Source organism: Streptomyces sp. NPDC041784 (assembly GCF_055591025.1).
The window spans coordinates 23,584-37,020 of record NZ_JBVJAB010000039.1 but is presented as its reverse complement, the minus strand read 5'-3'; the positions used below and the strand labels follow the sequence as shown (position 1 = coordinate 37,020).

Annotated in this window: 13 protein-coding genes and 3 pseudogenes; 8 read left to right on the top strand and 8 right to left on the bottom strand. The window is 69.2% G+C overall.

All coding sequences use genetic code 11. From position 1 onward, the window contains the following. Positions 1-486: 486 nt before the first annotated feature. Positions 487-864, top strand: a complete 378-nt coding sequence (locus ACZ6D7_RS42210; RefSeq protein ID WP_469502890.1) for a VOC family protein — start codon at positions 487-489, stop codon at positions 862-864. Positions 865-886: 22 nt separating this feature from the next. Here ACZ6D7_RS42210 and ACZ6D7_RS42205 read toward each other — a convergent pair whose 3' ends face one another. Continuing rightward, complete coding sequence (locus ACZ6D7_RS42205) at positions 887-1,321, bottom strand: nuclear transport factor 2 family protein (RefSeq protein ID WP_469502887.1); 435 nt, start codon at positions 1,319-1,321, stop codon at positions 887-889. A gap of 406 nt (positions 1,322-1,727) precedes the next feature. On the opposite strand from ACZ6D7_RS42205, the gene ACZ6D7_RS42200 reads away from it, so the two are divergent. Continuing rightward, positions 1,728-2,801, top strand: a complete 1,074-nt coding sequence (locus ACZ6D7_RS42200) for a tyrosine-type recombinase/integrase (protein ID WP_469502883.1) — start codon at positions 1,728-1,730, stop codon at positions 2,799-2,801. 22 nt (positions 2,802-2,823) lie between these two features. Further along, positions 2,824-3,576, top strand: coding sequence for a hypothetical protein (locus ACZ6D7_RS42195; protein WP_469502880.1), 753 nt, complete (start codon positions 2,824-2,826; stop codon positions 3,574-3,576). 132 nt (positions 3,577-3,708) lie between these two features. On the opposite strand, the gene ACZ6D7_RS42190 is transcribed toward ACZ6D7_RS42195, so the two are convergent. Further along, complete coding sequence (locus tag ACZ6D7_RS42190; RefSeq protein ID WP_469502877.1) at positions 3,709-4,299, bottom strand: TetR/AcrR family transcriptional regulator; 591 nt, start codon at positions 4,297-4,299, stop codon at positions 3,709-3,711. A 128-nt stretch (positions 4,300-4,427) separates the two neighbouring features. Here ACZ6D7_RS42190 and ACZ6D7_RS42185 point away from each other — a divergent pair, with 128 nt between their 5' ends. From ACZ6D7_RS42185 to ACZ6D7_RS42175, 3 genes are all read left to right on the top strand, one after another. Then, complete coding sequence (locus ACZ6D7_RS42185) at positions 4,428-5,384, top strand: SDR family NAD(P)-dependent oxidoreductase (RefSeq protein WP_469502981.1); 957 nt, start codon at positions 4,428-4,430, stop codon at positions 5,382-5,384. A 70-nt stretch (positions 5,385-5,454) separates the two neighbouring features. Further along, positions 5,455-5,874, top strand: coding sequence for a DUF6841 family protein (locus tag ACZ6D7_RS42180; RefSeq protein WP_190107452.1), 420 nt, complete (start codon positions 5,455-5,457; stop codon positions 5,872-5,874). 481 nt (positions 5,875-6,355) lie between these two features. Next, the gene (locus ACZ6D7_RS42175) at positions 6,356-6,910 is read left to right on the top strand and encodes a class I SAM-dependent methyltransferase (protein WP_469502874.1); all 555 of its coding nucleotides are present in this window, start codon (positions 6,356-6,358) and stop codon (positions 6,908-6,910) included. Between the two features lie 136 nt (positions 6,911-7,046). Here the strand turns inward: ACZ6D7_RS42175 and ACZ6D7_RS42170 are convergent. From ACZ6D7_RS42170 to ACZ6D7_RS42160, 3 genes and pseudogenes are all read right to left on the bottom strand, one after another. Next, positions 7,047-7,175 (bottom strand): annotated as a pseudogene (locus ACZ6D7_RS42170) (IS30 family transposase); the annotation flags it as partial. Positions 7,176-7,721: 546 nt separating this feature from the next. After that, entirely contained in the window at positions 7,722-8,021 is a 300-nt protein-coding gene (locus tag ACZ6D7_RS42165) for a hypothetical protein (RefSeq protein ID WP_469502870.1), read from the bottom strand. Beyond that, positions 7,990-8,757: an SDR family oxidoreductase gene (locus ACZ6D7_RS42160; RefSeq protein WP_469502867.1), complete on the bottom strand. Its 768-nt coding sequence runs from the start codon at positions 8,755-8,757 to the stop codon at positions 7,990-7,992. The genes ACZ6D7_RS42165 and ACZ6D7_RS42160 overlap by 32 nt, the downstream gene beginning before the upstream one ends. A gap of 68 nt (positions 8,758-8,825) precedes the next feature. Between ACZ6D7_RS42160 and ACZ6D7_RS42155 the strand changes: the two genes are divergently transcribed. Together ACZ6D7_RS42155 and ACZ6D7_RS42150 are read left to right on the top strand one after the other, a co-directional pair. Then, positions 8,826-9,461, top strand: a complete 636-nt coding sequence (locus ACZ6D7_RS42155; RefSeq protein WP_469502864.1) for a TetR/AcrR family transcriptional regulator — start codon at positions 8,826-8,828, stop codon at positions 9,459-9,461. A gap of 804 nt (positions 9,462-10,265) precedes the next feature. Then, entirely contained in the window at positions 10,266-11,102 is an 837-nt protein-coding gene (locus ACZ6D7_RS42150) for a maleylpyruvate isomerase family mycothiol-dependent enzyme (RefSeq protein WP_469502859.1), read from the top strand. A gap of 95 nt (positions 11,103-11,197) precedes the next feature. Here ACZ6D7_RS42150 and ACZ6D7_RS42145 read toward each other — a convergent pair. The 3 genes and pseudogenes from ACZ6D7_RS42145 to ACZ6D7_RS42135 form a co-directional block, all read right to left on the bottom strand. Then, a pseudogene (locus ACZ6D7_RS42145) lies at positions 11,198-11,442 on the bottom strand (ABC transporter substrate-binding protein); the annotation flags it as partial. Between the two features lie 204 nt (positions 11,443-11,646). Next, positions 11,647-12,876: an acyl-CoA dehydrogenase family protein gene (locus tag ACZ6D7_RS42140; RefSeq protein WP_469502857.1), complete on the bottom strand. Its 1,230-nt coding sequence runs from the start codon at positions 12,874-12,876 to the stop codon at positions 11,647-11,649. A gap of 12 nt (positions 12,877-12,888) precedes the next feature. Further along, positions 12,889-13,224: pseudogene (locus ACZ6D7_RS42135) on the bottom strand (winged helix-turn-helix domain-containing protein); the annotation flags it as partial. Positions 13,225-13,437: the final 213 nt, after the last annotated feature.

Genomic DNA, 13,437 nt, shown 5'->3' with positions numbered 1-13,437 from the left:
GCCGGTGGAGGTTCTGGCCCGCCAGGTGGAAGGGCGTTTGCCCGGGCCTGCTGCCTGTGGTGCTGAGCGGCCCGGTCGAGAGTGCTCCGCTGCCCGCCTCCAAGTGGAAAGCGTGGAAGCTGTCGTGGTCGACTACGACAGCGGGCGTCAGGTCTGGTCGGCACCCGGCCGGGACGCGGCCACCGTGTGCTCCTGCTTCGACCCGCTCGGCGCCGAGCGCTGGGCGAAGCAGGAGCGCACGCATGTGACCGCGGACGCCGCCGAGTGGATCTCGAAGGTCGTCGCTGAGCGGTGCCCGCAGGCGGTGTACGCCGACAGACTGGGCCGGGAACCGGACGAAGGGCAGCCGTGCGAGCGACACGCGACACGAGGCACCGCCACTGGCCGCATCCGCCGGCCGCGCACGGCAGCCTGGAAGGCGAGCACCATTCAGTACGGGCCGAGCCGCTCACAGCGGCCTCGGCTCCCTGCCCGGAGGAGCACGGCATGGCGATCGAAGGGGTATCCCCCTACTTGAGGTACGAAGACGCGGACGCGGCTCTCGAGTGGATGGAGCGGGTCCTCGGTTTTACCGACGTGATCCGCTGGCGCGACGATTCAGGGCGGACTTTCGAGGCCGACATCCACGCAGGTGCAACGAAGATCGGAGTCAGCGGCGGCGGGGTGAGCGATGAAGGCAGGAACGCTCTGTTCATCGTGCACGTGGACGACGTCGACGCGCATTTCGAGCTGGTCCGGGCCGCGTCGGGCAGGGAGCTGGACGCGCCGGTGGATCAGCCGTACGGGCCGCGGACCTTCACGATCACTGACCCCTGGGGATATCAGTGGAGCTTCTGGCAGGGCGAGGCCACACCACCCCAGTGATCGCCGGTGCGCCCCTGCGGTTTCACGGGGCCGTCGTCTGCGATGGCGTCGCCGACTCCGGAGCCGCCGGGGTGATGTGGCTCAGCAGGCACAGCCAGCGGCCGTCCCGCCTCACGAACACATCCGACGTCCACTCGTCGGCGTCGAACCGCCGACCCCCGTAATGAGCGGTGTTGGTCATCCGCACGCTGAATACCGCTGTGTCGCCGTGCACCCGGACCCGGGGCCTGCTGACCAGGTCCATGGCCGAGTGGGTCAGCTGCCCGGAGGCGACGAAAGCGAGGAACTCGTCCCTGGAGGCGATGCCGGACTCCGAGACGATGGCCCAGTCGTCGGTCATGAAGCTCGCGATCCGTGCCGCGTCGTTGGAGACGATGGCCGCGGCCCAGGCCTCCGCGACGGCCGTGAGATCCGCGACCACCGTGCCGGTCGGGTCTCCACCGGGGTTCTCGGGCATGACTCGATTTTAGGCCTGTCGGAACCCCTGTCGCGTTCCCAGAGGCCGGGAATGCCGCGGTCATCCACGATCAGCTGCCCACGGAGTACGGGGTCACCCGCAACTGCAAGCGCGTCAAGCTCTACGTCCAGGAAGCCCGCCAAACGGAGGAACCGCCGACTACCTGCAGCCGGCCGGGCAGGTCGCTGCGAAGCCGTACAAGCTGAACCCCGGGGAAATGCAGCGAATGCAAGCCGACTTCCCGGTGTAGCCGTACTGCCTGGGCTTCTGTCGCGGTCGCATGTTAGCGCCGAACTTCCCTTCTGGGCTGGCCGGTTGCCCATTCGTGCATGTGATGCATGATTCGCGCGACAGCTGAACGGAGGGGGCAATGGTCAGTGCTGGAGGTGACAGCAGCCGTGCTCGCATGCTGCTACTCGACGGCGTTGCCCTGCTCCATCCCGAGGACGCTGTGTTCGAGGCGATGTTGGAGGGCTGGGGTCGCCAGCAGCGCGGGGGCCGCCGCTTGGCCACGGAGACGATCCTTGGACGGCAGCGGATCGTGCGCCGGTTCATGGAAGGCATCAACGAGTACCCATGGACCTGGACCTCTGGCCACGTGGACGAGTGGATGACGTATCTCGTCGCCGAGAAGAAGCGGGCGAGATCTACGATCCGCAGCTATCAAGACGCGCTGAAGCTGTTCTGCGACTACATCACCTCGCCGTACTACCAGTGGCCAGAGGTGTGCGAAGCCCGCTTCGGCACCCATCCAGTGCAGGTCTGCCATGAGTGGAACACGATCGCCCATCTGACGGACTACGAGGGACGGCCGGGTCGGCGGCCGATGACTCGGGAGGAAGTGCAACTCTTCCTGGATCACGCCGATGACCAGGTCGATCGCGCGGTCAGACTGGGCCGCAAGGGTGCACCGGCGGCGTACCGGGATGCGACCGTGTTCAAGGTCATCTACGGGTGGGGGCTGCGCTGCAACGAGACCTCCCGGATCGATACAACCGACTTCTACCGGAATCCCAAGGCGCCGGAGCTGGGGCGGTTCGGTTCGCTCCAGGTCCGCTACGGCAAGGCGAGCAGGGGGTCTGGGCCTCGCCGTCGGATGGTGCTCAGCGTCATGCCCTGGGCTGTGGAGGCGGTCCAGGACTACCTGGTCAATATCCGCCCGCGGTACCGGAGCAGCGACGGGTCCGCGTTATGGCTGACGGAGCGGGGCGGTCGGCTCAAGCCGCGTGAGATGGAGGAACGCTTCGCGGAGTACCGGGACGAGCTGGGGCTGGATAAGGAGCTCACCCCGCACTGCCTTCGGCACTCCTACGTCACGCACCTGATCGAGGACGGTGCCGATCCTGCGTTCGTGCAGGAGCAGGTCGGGCATCGGTTCGCGTCGACCACGGCCATCTACACCGGAGTCAGCGGGGACTTCATGAACACGATGATGCGTAAGGCTCTCGACCGCGCCTATGCGGCGGACCAGGAGATGTGATGACTGCCAAGCTCGACTACCAGTGCGCTACTGCCTCACGCACACCGTTCACTTCCTGCAATGGCTGCGGCACGGCGGCACGTCCCTCACCGCCTGCGCGCAGGAGGACATCGACGCCTACCTCTGCGACGGCACCGTGATGCGGTACAACGCCCGCGGCTTCGTCCTGTGGGCCGCTCGACGCAGCCACATCCGCCGCCCCGTCGACTTCCCGCCCATGCCCAGCGGCAAGCCGCGCCGCTCTCTGGCAGACGACGAACGGTGGCGTCTGGCCCACCGCTTCCTTCACGACGACACCATCGACACCGTCGACCGCGTCGTCGGCTTGCTCGTTCTCCTCTACGGCCAGCCCCTCACCAAGATCTCGCGCCTCACCACCAGCCACGTCATCCAGGCCGGGCAAAGCGTCCGGCTGGCCCTCGGCACGCACCCCGTCGACGTGCCCCCACCGCTGGACCGGCTCCTGCTCGCCCTGGCCGAAGACCGCGATGGCCCTCCCGGCCTCGGCCGGGCCGACCAGCCCTGGCTCCTCCCCGGCTTCCTGCCAGGACGCCCGCGCGGCACGGCCCATCTCCGCTCCCGCCTGACCGCCTACGGCCTGCCCTCCCGACGCGGCCGCAACAGCGCCCTGATGGACCTCGCCGCCCAGATGCCCCCCGCCGTCCTCAGCCAAGTTCTCGGCGTCGGCGTAAAAGCTGCCACCCAATGGGCCGACGCCGTCGGCAGCGCACGAACGGAGTACGCCGCCGACCGCAGCAAAAGGCCGCCCCGCTGACAGCTGTTTGATCGAGCGTCAGTGCCTGATTCACATTTCCTGACCCGTGTCAGTGGCTCGCGCTCCGCAACGCGGTCGGGGCTGCTGGACCGCTGACGTCACACAGCCGGCGGGGACGCGGCCAATGCCGGGTCACGAGCTGGATGCCGATCCGTCCGCTCCGTACCGGAGGCCGTCGAGGAGCAGGTCGAGGAGGCGTCCGGCCCGTTCGCGCTGGTCGGGAGCGCTGGTGATTAGCCCGATGCCGGCCAGGCTGAAGCCGACATCGAAGGGGTCGATGTCCGGGCGCAGGAGACCGGCGTCGGCGCCGGCGTGCAGCAGGGTGCCGAGGGCGGTGGCGAGCTTGGCGAGGGTTTCGGCGAAGGGGTCCGCACCGGATGCGGCCGCGGCCCGCAGTGCGTCCGCCATGCCCTGCTTGGCAGTGAGGTAGTCGATGAAGTCGTCCATCCACAGGCGGATCGCCCGGTCCGGCGCATGGTCGGCGAGGAGGTTCGTGGCGCTGTCGCAGACACGGGCCAGCTCGTTGCGGTAGGCCGCCTCGATGAGTGCTTCGCGTGTGGGGAAGTGGCGGTAGAGCGTGGCCGAGCCGACGCCCGCGGCTTTGGCGATGGTGTCGATGGCGACGTCCGGGCCCTTCTCGGAGAAGGCGCGCACGGCCGCTTCGAGGATGCGCTCGCGGTTGCGGCGGGCGTCGGCGCGCAACACGCTCGGCTTGGTGGTCAAAGGTGCTCCCTTCGTCAGGGGATCAGTCTATCTGGACAACCGGGGAGTTCCCCGTTTACCGTGATGACTAACCGGGGAACTCCCCGGTTATGGCGTTGACCGTGACGCTCCACGCGCAAGGAATGGCGATCATGACAGCACAGCAGCCCATCGGTTCCGGCTTCGGGGCCCGCAGCACCACGGCCGACGTCCTGGCCGGCCTCGACCTCACCGGAAGGCTCGCCGTCGTGACCGGCGGTAGTTCCGGACTGGGGCTGGAGACCACACGCGCCCTGCGGGTCGCCGGCGCGAGCGTCGTCGCAGCCGTCCGCCGCCCGGAAGCGGCCGCGGAAGCCTTCACCGCAGTGGACGGGGTCGAGGTGCGCCGTCTCGACCTGGGCGACCAGGCCAGCGTGCACACCTTCGCGGACGAGTTCCTGGCAAGCGGCCGCAGCATCGACATCCTCATCAACAACGCCGGCGTGATGGCCCTGCCCGAGACCCGACTCGGCCCCGGCTGGGAGGCGCAGTTCGCCACCAACCACCTGGGCCACTACACACTCACGAACCGGCTGTGGCCCGCCCTGGCAGCCGACGGCGGCGCGCGCGTGGTCGCGCTCAGCTCTGCCGGACACCGCTACTCGCCGATCCGCTGGGACGACGTCATGTCCGCAAACGACTATGACAAGGCCGTCGCCTACGGACAGTCCAAGACCGCCATCGCGCTGTTCGCCGTCCACCTCGACGCCCTCGGCCGCGAGCACCAGGTGCGGGCCTTCGCCGTCGCCCCCGGTGCCGTCATGACCCCGCTCCAGCGGCACATGACCCGCGAGGAGATGATCGCCTTCGGCTGGATCGACGACCAGGGCAACACGGCCCCCAGTTTCAAGACCCCCGAGCAGGGTGCCGCCACCCAGGTCTGGGCGGCCACCTCCCCGCAGCTGGCCCACACCGGCGGCGTCTACCTGGACGACTGCGACATCGCCCCGCTCTCCCAGGACGACGCACCCGGAGTCAGGCCCTACGCGGTCGACCCCGAACAGGCCGCACGCCTGTGGACCCTGTCCGCCCAGCTGACCGGCACCAACGCGTTCGCGAACCGGTGACACGACGGCAGAGCGCACTCCCCTCCAAGAAACCCGCACCTGAAATCTCCGCAAGAAGGATCACGAAATCATGACGAACACCGATCTGGCCGCCGTCGCGAACGAAGCACAGGCATGGTTCGACAGCTACGTCGAGACGTTCATCGGACTGGCAGCAAAGGGGAGCACCGATCCTGCGCCGCTCCTCGACTACTTCTCGGTGCCGATCAGCATGACCACGGGGACGGCCCACACCGTTCTCACCTCCGCCGAGGCGCTCTCCCAGGGACTCGCACACGAGCTGCGTGCACTGCGCGACGCCGACTACGGGGGCAGCAAGGCCCTCGACCCGGTGGTGCGCGTGCTCAACGAGCGGGCCGCGCAAATCGAGGTGACCTGGGCGCGCCAGGACAGCCAGGGGCGGGAGTTCCAGCGTGTCCGTGTGCTCTACCTGGCCGCCCGTACCGAGGCGGGATGGCGGACGGTCGCCTCCGTGATCCTGGCCAGCTGACGAAGCACATTGCCCGCGCGCTCGCCCGCAGTGCGCTCGCCAGTCAGCGAGGCGACAGGACCCGGCCACAAGATCGCCAACGTGACAGTACGTGCTGATCGATGTCACGTCGATGCTCGTCCCCACGGCTTAGCGTGCCTCGCCGTCCGGCGACGGCGCGGCAATCCGTCAGCCGACGTTCTTGAGGATGCCAGGCATGGGCGCGTTCGGGCCCATCCGCCGTGCCACCGTCGCCCGGCCGCCGTACGCATGCCGCTCACCGCCACGTTCGCCGCCACTGACTTCGTGAACGTCGAGCGCCCAGGTGCCGGAGCGAAGGCAAGGCCGCGGCTCCCTTGCCTTTGCCGGCCTACTGACCTGGCCGGGATCAGTCCGTGCACCGGCATCCGCACGCATGCATAGGAACCACATGACCGACACCAATCGAGGCACCACGGACCTCCCACGCCACTGTGAGGCGACCTTGTTCCTGGGACAGTGGATGCGCTCGCCCTCACACATCGGTGCCATCGCGCCCAGTTCCCGGCATCTGGCCCGCGCCGTCACGTGCGCCATCCCAGAACGCGGGGAACCCGTCGTCGTGGAACTGGGCCCCGGAACAGGGCCGTTCACCGCAGAGATCCAGCGCAAACTCGCCGGACGCGGCCGTCACCTCGCCGTGGAGATCAATCCGCGCCTCGCCGAGCTCCTTCGCGACCGCTACCCGGCGGCCGAGGTGATCCAGGGCAATGCCGCGGATCTGCGCCAGCTCCTGGACGAACGCGGCGTCGACCAGGCCGACGTGGTGGTGAGCGGCCTGCCCTGGTCCCTCTTCCCCACCACGGTCCAGGAACAACTCATCGAAGAACTGACCGCGGTCCTTGCACCGGCGGGCGCCTTGACGACCTTCGCCTACCGCCACGCCGTCCCCCTGGCCTCCGCCCGCCGTTTCCGCGACCTGCTGGCCGACCGCTTCGAAGAGGTCGTCCCCGGCCGCACCGTCTGGCGGAACTCTCCGCCGGCTTACGTCCTGCACGCCCGCAGGCCCAGGCCGTAACCGGTGCCGTGGCCCTCCTGTGTGTCTGGCGCGGTCAATGGCGAGGGTGCCGCAGGTTCACCTCCTTCAGTCGGTGGCCGGAGCGTCCAGCCCCAGGTCACGCGCCGGCCAAGCAGCCGACGGTGATGAGAGGGGTCCCGACGCGTTTGCAGGCTTCGGCGCTGCTCGGGCCCTGGTCCATGAGCCGGAAGTATTCCTCCCGCTCACGGACCAGGGTCCTGCGGCCCTGAGCCTTGCCCCGGTTCTCCCGAATCCTGAAGTCCATCGCACCCCTTGAACTGGGGTGTTGCAACGACTCCTAGAACCCAAGACGATCCGTCGGGGCCTCAGCATGGTCGCGGTACCGCTTTACCGGGACGGCGCACAGAGCTCAACCCGGGCCCCCAGCCGACCGGCCCCGTACCAGCTGCACCGGAACCAGCCGGGGCCTTGTTCGGGGTCGGGTCCACTCGCAACCTCGGCGAACGCTCAACCATTCCGCAAGTTCGCATAACCGGGTTCGCCAGTGCTGCGGCAGGCCCTGGAGCGGTCATCAAAGTCGCGGTCGCCACGTACGCGTGGTCGGGCCGGGAGCGTCTCGGCCTGCTGCGGGTCCGGGACGATGTGATCGTGTTGCACGCGATGCGCTGGCCCGGACGCGATCCGGGACCCTGCCGAGTTGCTGCTGGGAAGGTGGAGCTGTCGGAGGAGGAGATCGCGGAGGCGGTGGGCCTGATCGAGGGCATGTCCCCGCCGGCGCTCAGCACTGATCTTGAACAGGGGGTGACCCCAGAGGGAGGTGATCGCCGGGCCCTCCTTCCCCGGTGGCCTGTCAGTGGCGCGTGGCGCGGGTGCCAGCGGGTGAACAGCACTCGTCGGGTCCCGCGTGGACGCCGAAGGGGATGTTGATGTGCTGGAGGGAGACTCCCTGCCCCGGGTCGAGAACGGCGTAACCGCACCGGGTGTCGAAGGCGCCCAGGTCGCGTTCGGTCTCGTAGGAGCCGTACAGCAGGAGGTGGTCCAGTTGGTCGTAGACCTGGGACGCCTTCTGGTATGGCGGCGGCGAGGCCCTGGCGGCGGGCCGGCGAGGATGTCCCTTGCTAACCGACGCGCGGTCCGAGGAACAGCCCACCGCTTGCGTCGATGACCTGCCCGGTGATCCAGCGCGCCGCTTCGGAGGCGAGGAACGCGACCACGTCGGCGACATCGTCGGGCCCGCCCAGCCGATCGAGCGCCGTCGTGCCGGCGATGAATTCGGCCAGGCCCGGCGTTTCGAAGAACGATCCGTTGGTCGCCGTCCGAGTGGCGCCGGGGGCAACCGCGTTCACCGTGATGCCCCGGACCCCGAGCTCGTTGGCCAAGGTCATGCTCATCGTCTCGACCGCACCCTTCGTCATGGCGAAGGACGTCTGGGCGGGGCTGGCCATCCGGGTCGCCACGGACGAGATCGTGATGATGCGGCCGCCGTCGCGGAGCAACGGCGATGCTCGCTGGATGATGAAGTACGGCGCTCGCACGTTCACCGCGCAGAGGTGGTCGAATTCTTTCCTAGTCGTGGCTCCGAGCGGGCCGGCGGGCGCAGCCGCTGCGTTGTTGACCAGGATGTCGAGTGGCCGCCCAGCCGGGCCGGCCTCGACTCCCGTGAAGAGCGTCTCGACGTCGTCATCCACGCCCAGCTCTGCCCTGACGGCGAGCGCGGTTCCACCGGTACGTTCGATCTCGTCGACCGTTGCCGTCGCACCGTCCTCGTCCGTGCCGAAATGCACGATGACCACTGCCCCCTTCGCCGCAAGCCGGGCCGCGATCGCCTGCCCGATGCCGCGCGATGCCCCAGTCACGAGAGCCGTCCTGCCGGTCAGATCACTCATGTCCACCACCCCGTCATGTTAGCGACTACCAATCTGGTAGTCGCTACCACTCCGGTAGGGTCTATCACATGCCCGACCAGCCCTCAACACTGCGAGAACAACGGCGAGCCGAGACGCAGCGCACGATTCAGGCGCACGCGGTACGGCTGTTCACCGAGCGCGGATACGACGCCACGACCGTGTCCGACGTCGCCGAAGCCGCGGGCGTGTCGCCCATGACCGTGTACCGGCACTTCCCCACAAAGGAAGACCTCGTGCTCGTCGACCAGAACGGTCAGCTCGTCGCCGAGCGGATCATCGCGTCGTCCGCCGACCAGCCCTTGGTCCGCCGCATCGGCAGCGCGCTCATCGATTCGGCCGCGACGTTGACCGGCGGCGGCCACGGAGACGACCTGACGGCGGGCGAGCAGTTCCTGCTCGCCCGCCTGCGGCTCATGATCTCGACGCCGGCATTGCGGGCCAAGCACCTGGACAACCACTATGCCCTTCAGCGGGCGATCGTCGACGCCCTCGGGGGCGATGCCGCCGATCCCGACGCGGCGTTCCACGCACACGCGGCGGCCAGTGCCTGCCTGGCCGCCATGCACACGGCATTGGTGCGCTGGGCCGAGGGCGACGGGCGGACCGGACTGCCCGACCTGATCGCGAAGGCGCTCGCTGCCGCCTTCGGCGATGACATCGTCGATACCGCCCCGGACGCATGAGAAGGACCCTCCGAGCACTCACCTGAAGCGACTGACGCCCCACATGGCGCGCAGGCAGCGGCCAGGGAGCTGAAGAAGCTGCAGTTCCCGCCCGAAGTGCCTGCCGACTGCCTCGCTGCGACCAGCCCGGACCTTGATCTACCGGCGAGCACCGCGAGTTCAACCCGGCGCGGAACCAAACAGGAACTAGCGGACCAAACGCTCAGCTGAGATCGCTAGGGCCGTGCTTCCATGACTGCTACGGCCGATGCATCGCCGGGGGGCATGCAGCGGGTGAGTGGAGGAAGGCGTGGTGCATGTCGTCTTGGGTTCGGCACGGCCCTCGCGGTGGGCCGAGGACTGTGGCAAGGACGGCTTGTGACGATGACGAGCGCCGCGCTCCTGTCGACTTGGCGGGCGTCGCCCTCGTCTGCGGAGTGCTCTCCCTCTGCATTTCGGGCGCTGCACCGCATGGCCCCTGCCCGCCTGCCTGCCAGGGACTGGCGGGCGTTCCCGCAGCCGCCGCCCACCTATCCGCTGCGCATCACCTGCGGGAACACGGCGTTCTCGCAGGCGGCGCGATCAGCACCACTGCGTGCGCGTCTCGCCCTGGCGTGCCATGCACCGTGTAACCCGACTCAGGCATGGCCCACTCGGCGCCCTCTCGCCCGCGCCGTGGTCAGCATCGCCGTCACCCGTCCCCCGTCCGCCGGCAGTCACCTCAGCGCACCGTGGAGTGCCAGGGCTTGTCGCGCGCCCGCGAGTCTGATTGGGTTCGGCGCGCCGGACACGCGAGGGACGCGGCAGGCGGGAGGGACGGGCAGCATGCGGCCTACGGCGCGGCAGGACATTCGCGGGCCTCTGCCCGAAGGGCTCGCACGAGCGATACGTGAGACTGCCGGTGACATCGCCACGCTGCTGAACAACGCCTCCGATACGACCGTTCCCGTACCGGACTCGGAGTGGACGGTCGGTGAGGCGGCCGCCCATCTGGCACTGGCCAACGAGCTGATGGCCGACCTCGCGGCCGGGCACGAACGCCCCTACGGCGACGGCACGCCGCAGAGTCTGGCCGCTGCCAACGCACAGGCCCTCGCCGCGTTCGGGCAGCGTGGCGCGCAGCCGCTGGCGTCGATGATCACAGAGCAGGCCGACGTATTCCTCGACGCCGTGGAACGGGACGCGGGGGAGGAGAGCGCCGCCGGCCCGGCACTCGTCACACCTCTGGGGCCCATGGACCGGCACGTTCTCGCGTCCTACCTGCTGACGCACATGCTGGGCCACGGCTACGACCTCGCGCGTGCCCTGAAGCGCCCGCACATGATCGACCGCGACCGGGTCGGGCTGTGCATGCCGTTCATGATCTCGGTCATGCCCCGCGTCGTCGACACGGCCGCCATCGCGGATCTGGCTGTCCACTACGCCATCCGCCTCCGGGGCGGCGCGGCGTTCGGTGTGAGCCTGGGCGACGGCGCCGTGCACGTGTCCCCAGCCCCACGGGAACGTCCGGACTGCACCATCCTGATCGAACCCGTGACCTTCCTCCTCATCGCGCTGGGCCGTCGTAATCCATGGCGGGCCATCGGGCAGGGACAGGTCCTCGCCTGGGGACGCAAACCCTGGCTCGCGCCCCGCTTCCCGACCCTGTTCACCGCGCCCTGATCCCCTACCGAGCGGTCGGCGAGTTCTGTTGACCGAGGATCAGGAGCCCTGCTGGGAGTGACGTTCGAGCTGTGCGGTGATGGTGACAGCGTCCCGGCCTCGTCCAGGAGCACCTCGGCGCCCTCGGCGACCAGCTTGGAGGCGGTCGGCTCCGGTACCCAGGCGCCGTCGATGGAACCGGACTTGTAGGCGTCCGGGGTGATCTTGTTGTCGGTACGGACCACCGATACGTCGCCTTGCCGCTCTCCGCGTCGACCTTCCAGCCCTGTTCGGTGATGCAGTTGAGGAACGCCACGTCCTGCGTGTTGCCGAGCTGCGGGGTGGCGATCTTCTTGCCCTCGTTTCGGCCCTGGCTGAGATCCGCATGTGCGCATTATCCCGTACTGCTTCGGTCGGGTGTCCCCGCCGGGTGGTCGAAGCGCCCCGGTCGCGGCGGGCGTGCAGGGGGCGTTGTCGCCCTCGATGACGTGGCTGAGTGCGCCGTCGACGCTCGCGGGGACGATGCTCGCTGATCCGGTGCTTCCGGTGCTCCCCGGGCCCTCGGTCAGACGGGCAGGACGAACGGAGGGTGCGCACCGTTGAGGAAGTAGTCCCCGACGTCGCGGAGCCGGTGGGCGACGGGCTCGTACAGGGTATGGGTCCGGGCATTGCGCCAGAAGCGGTCGAAGCCCAGCCGCGAGGACGCGGAGCGGGGGCCGATGATGTCGAGGGCGCGGGTGGTCGCTTCCGTTGCCGCCCTGGAGGCGGCGGCTTCCGCCATGGTCACCAGGACCGAGATCTCCGCGTACTCGTCGTAGGCGAGGTCTTCGCCGCGTGCCAGCCCGCCCTGCACGGCTTCCAGCGCCTGCCCAGTGAGCGCGGAGGCGGAGCGGGCGAGGACGGTGAGTTCTCCGTAGGCGGTCAGCACCTGCGGGTCCTGGGGAGAGCCGACCGGCAAGGCGGTGTACTGGGGTGAGTGCCCCGCCCGGCTGTACTCACGGGCTTCGGCGAGCACTCCCTCGGTCATGCCGAGAAGGATCTGGACGGAGAGGAGACGTCCGACCGGCGAGGTGAGAGCGGCCAGCGGTGACAGGACGTCCTCGTCCGCGGAGAGGGAGCCGAGTACGTCGCGGGCGGCGACCGGCACGGCGTCGAACTCCACGCTGCCACCGGCCGCGAGCCGCTGCCCGAAGGTGTCGGCATCGCCCTCGATCCGCACGCCGTGATGGGTGGGATCGACGGCGACGGCGAGTGGTTCACCGGTGTCGGCCCGCCGGGCCCGCACGGCGAGGCGGTCGGCGACCAGGACCCCGGTGGTGTAGCTCTGCCGGCCGTCGAGGACATAGCCCCTGGCTTTCCTGGACAGGGTCAGGGGCAGTTCCTGATGCGCGAAACCACCACCCCAGCACCACTGCTCCGCCGCGGACGTCCGCTCGACCTGAGTGGCGAGGGCGGGCTTGCTCAAGAAGCGGGCGCTCCACGACAGGAAGTAGTGACAGCCGAGCAGTTGACCGATCGCGCCGTCGGCGGCGGCGATCGTCCGGACGACGGTGTAGGCCGTGGGCCAGTCCGCGCCGCCTCCCCCGAGGTCGGCCGGTACGAGGAGCGTCAGCAGTCCCGCCTCACGCAGTCGGGACACCTCGTCGAACGGCACCTTGCCCGCCTGCTCCCTGGCCGCGGCGTCCGTCGCCAGGTCGTCCGCCGTTTCGCGGGCCACGCGCAGCCAGTGCGTACGGCCGGGCCCGCTCAGGCCGGATTTCGCGGCGGGTCCGGACGACGCGGTGGCAACGCCCATGGCAGTGACTCCTCAAGGTCGGCGGCAAGGTGCGGTGGTCGGGCTCTCCTGCTGGTCGGGCACGTACTTGTAGCCCACCCGCCGTACGGTCACGATCCGGGGCCGATGAGCCCTGCCCAGCGTGCGGCGCAGCCGCGCGATGTGGACATCGACGGTGCGGCCGTCGCCGATGTGGTCGTAGCCCCAGACGCCGGCCATCAGCCGCTCGTGCGAATGCACCTGGTGGGGATGCAGAACGAGATGGGCCAGCAGCCCGAACTCCAGGTAGGTGAGGTCGAGTTCGCGTCCGTCGACTTCCGCGACATATCGCGCGGAATCGATGCGGATGGCCCCGCCACCCGTCCGCTGCGCGGGAGGTGGGTCCACGTGGGCCACGTCGGGGAACGGCGAATCCACGGAGTGGCCTGAGCCGGTGGTGCCGTGGTCATGGCGGTCGTCCTTCAGAGTTGCTTCGGGCCGTCAGGCGCGCTGGTGGGTTCGCCTGATCACCTAGGATGAGAGAGAAGGAGCGGAGTGGCACGCGCAACGTCTGCGCCGCGTGCCCTACCCGCGACAGCAGGC

Bases quoted from the DNA above. Each gene is read 5' to 3' on its own strand.
- ACZ6D7_RS42175 (WP_469502874.1), top strand. From the start codon at position 6,356: ATGCGCTCGCCCTCACACATCGGTGCCATCGCGCCCAGTTCCCGGCAT.
- ACZ6D7_RS42205 (WP_469502887.1), bottom strand. From the start codon at position 1,321: ATGCCCGAGAACCCCGGTGGAGACCCGACCGGCACGGTGGTCGCGGAT.
- ACZ6D7_RS42200 (WP_469502883.1), top strand. From the start codon at position 1,728: ATGCTGCTACTCGACGGCGTTGCCCTGCTCCATCCCGAGGACGCTGTG.
- ACZ6D7_RS42150 (WP_469502859.1), top strand. From the start codon at position 10,266: ATGCGGCCTACGGCGCGGCAGGACATTCGCGGGCCTCTGCCCGAAGGG.
- ACZ6D7_RS42180 (WP_190107452.1), top strand. From the start codon at position 5,455: ATGACGAACACCGATCTGGCCGCCGTCGCGAACGAAGCACAGGCATGG.
- ACZ6D7_RS42210 (WP_469502890.1), top strand. From the start codon at position 487: ATGGCGATCGAAGGGGTATCCCCCTACTTGAGGTACGAAGACGCGGAC.
- ACZ6D7_RS42140 (WP_469502857.1), bottom strand. From the start codon at position 12,876: ATGGGCGTTGCCACCGCGTCGTCCGGACCCGCCGCGAAATCCGGCCTG.
- ACZ6D7_RS42155 (WP_469502864.1), top strand. From the start codon at position 8,826: ATGCCCGACCAGCCCTCAACACTGCGAGAACAACGGCGAGCCGAGACG.
- ACZ6D7_RS42160 (WP_469502867.1), bottom strand. From the start codon at position 8,757: ATGAGTGATCTGACCGGCAGGACGGCTCTCGTGACTGGGGCATCGCGC.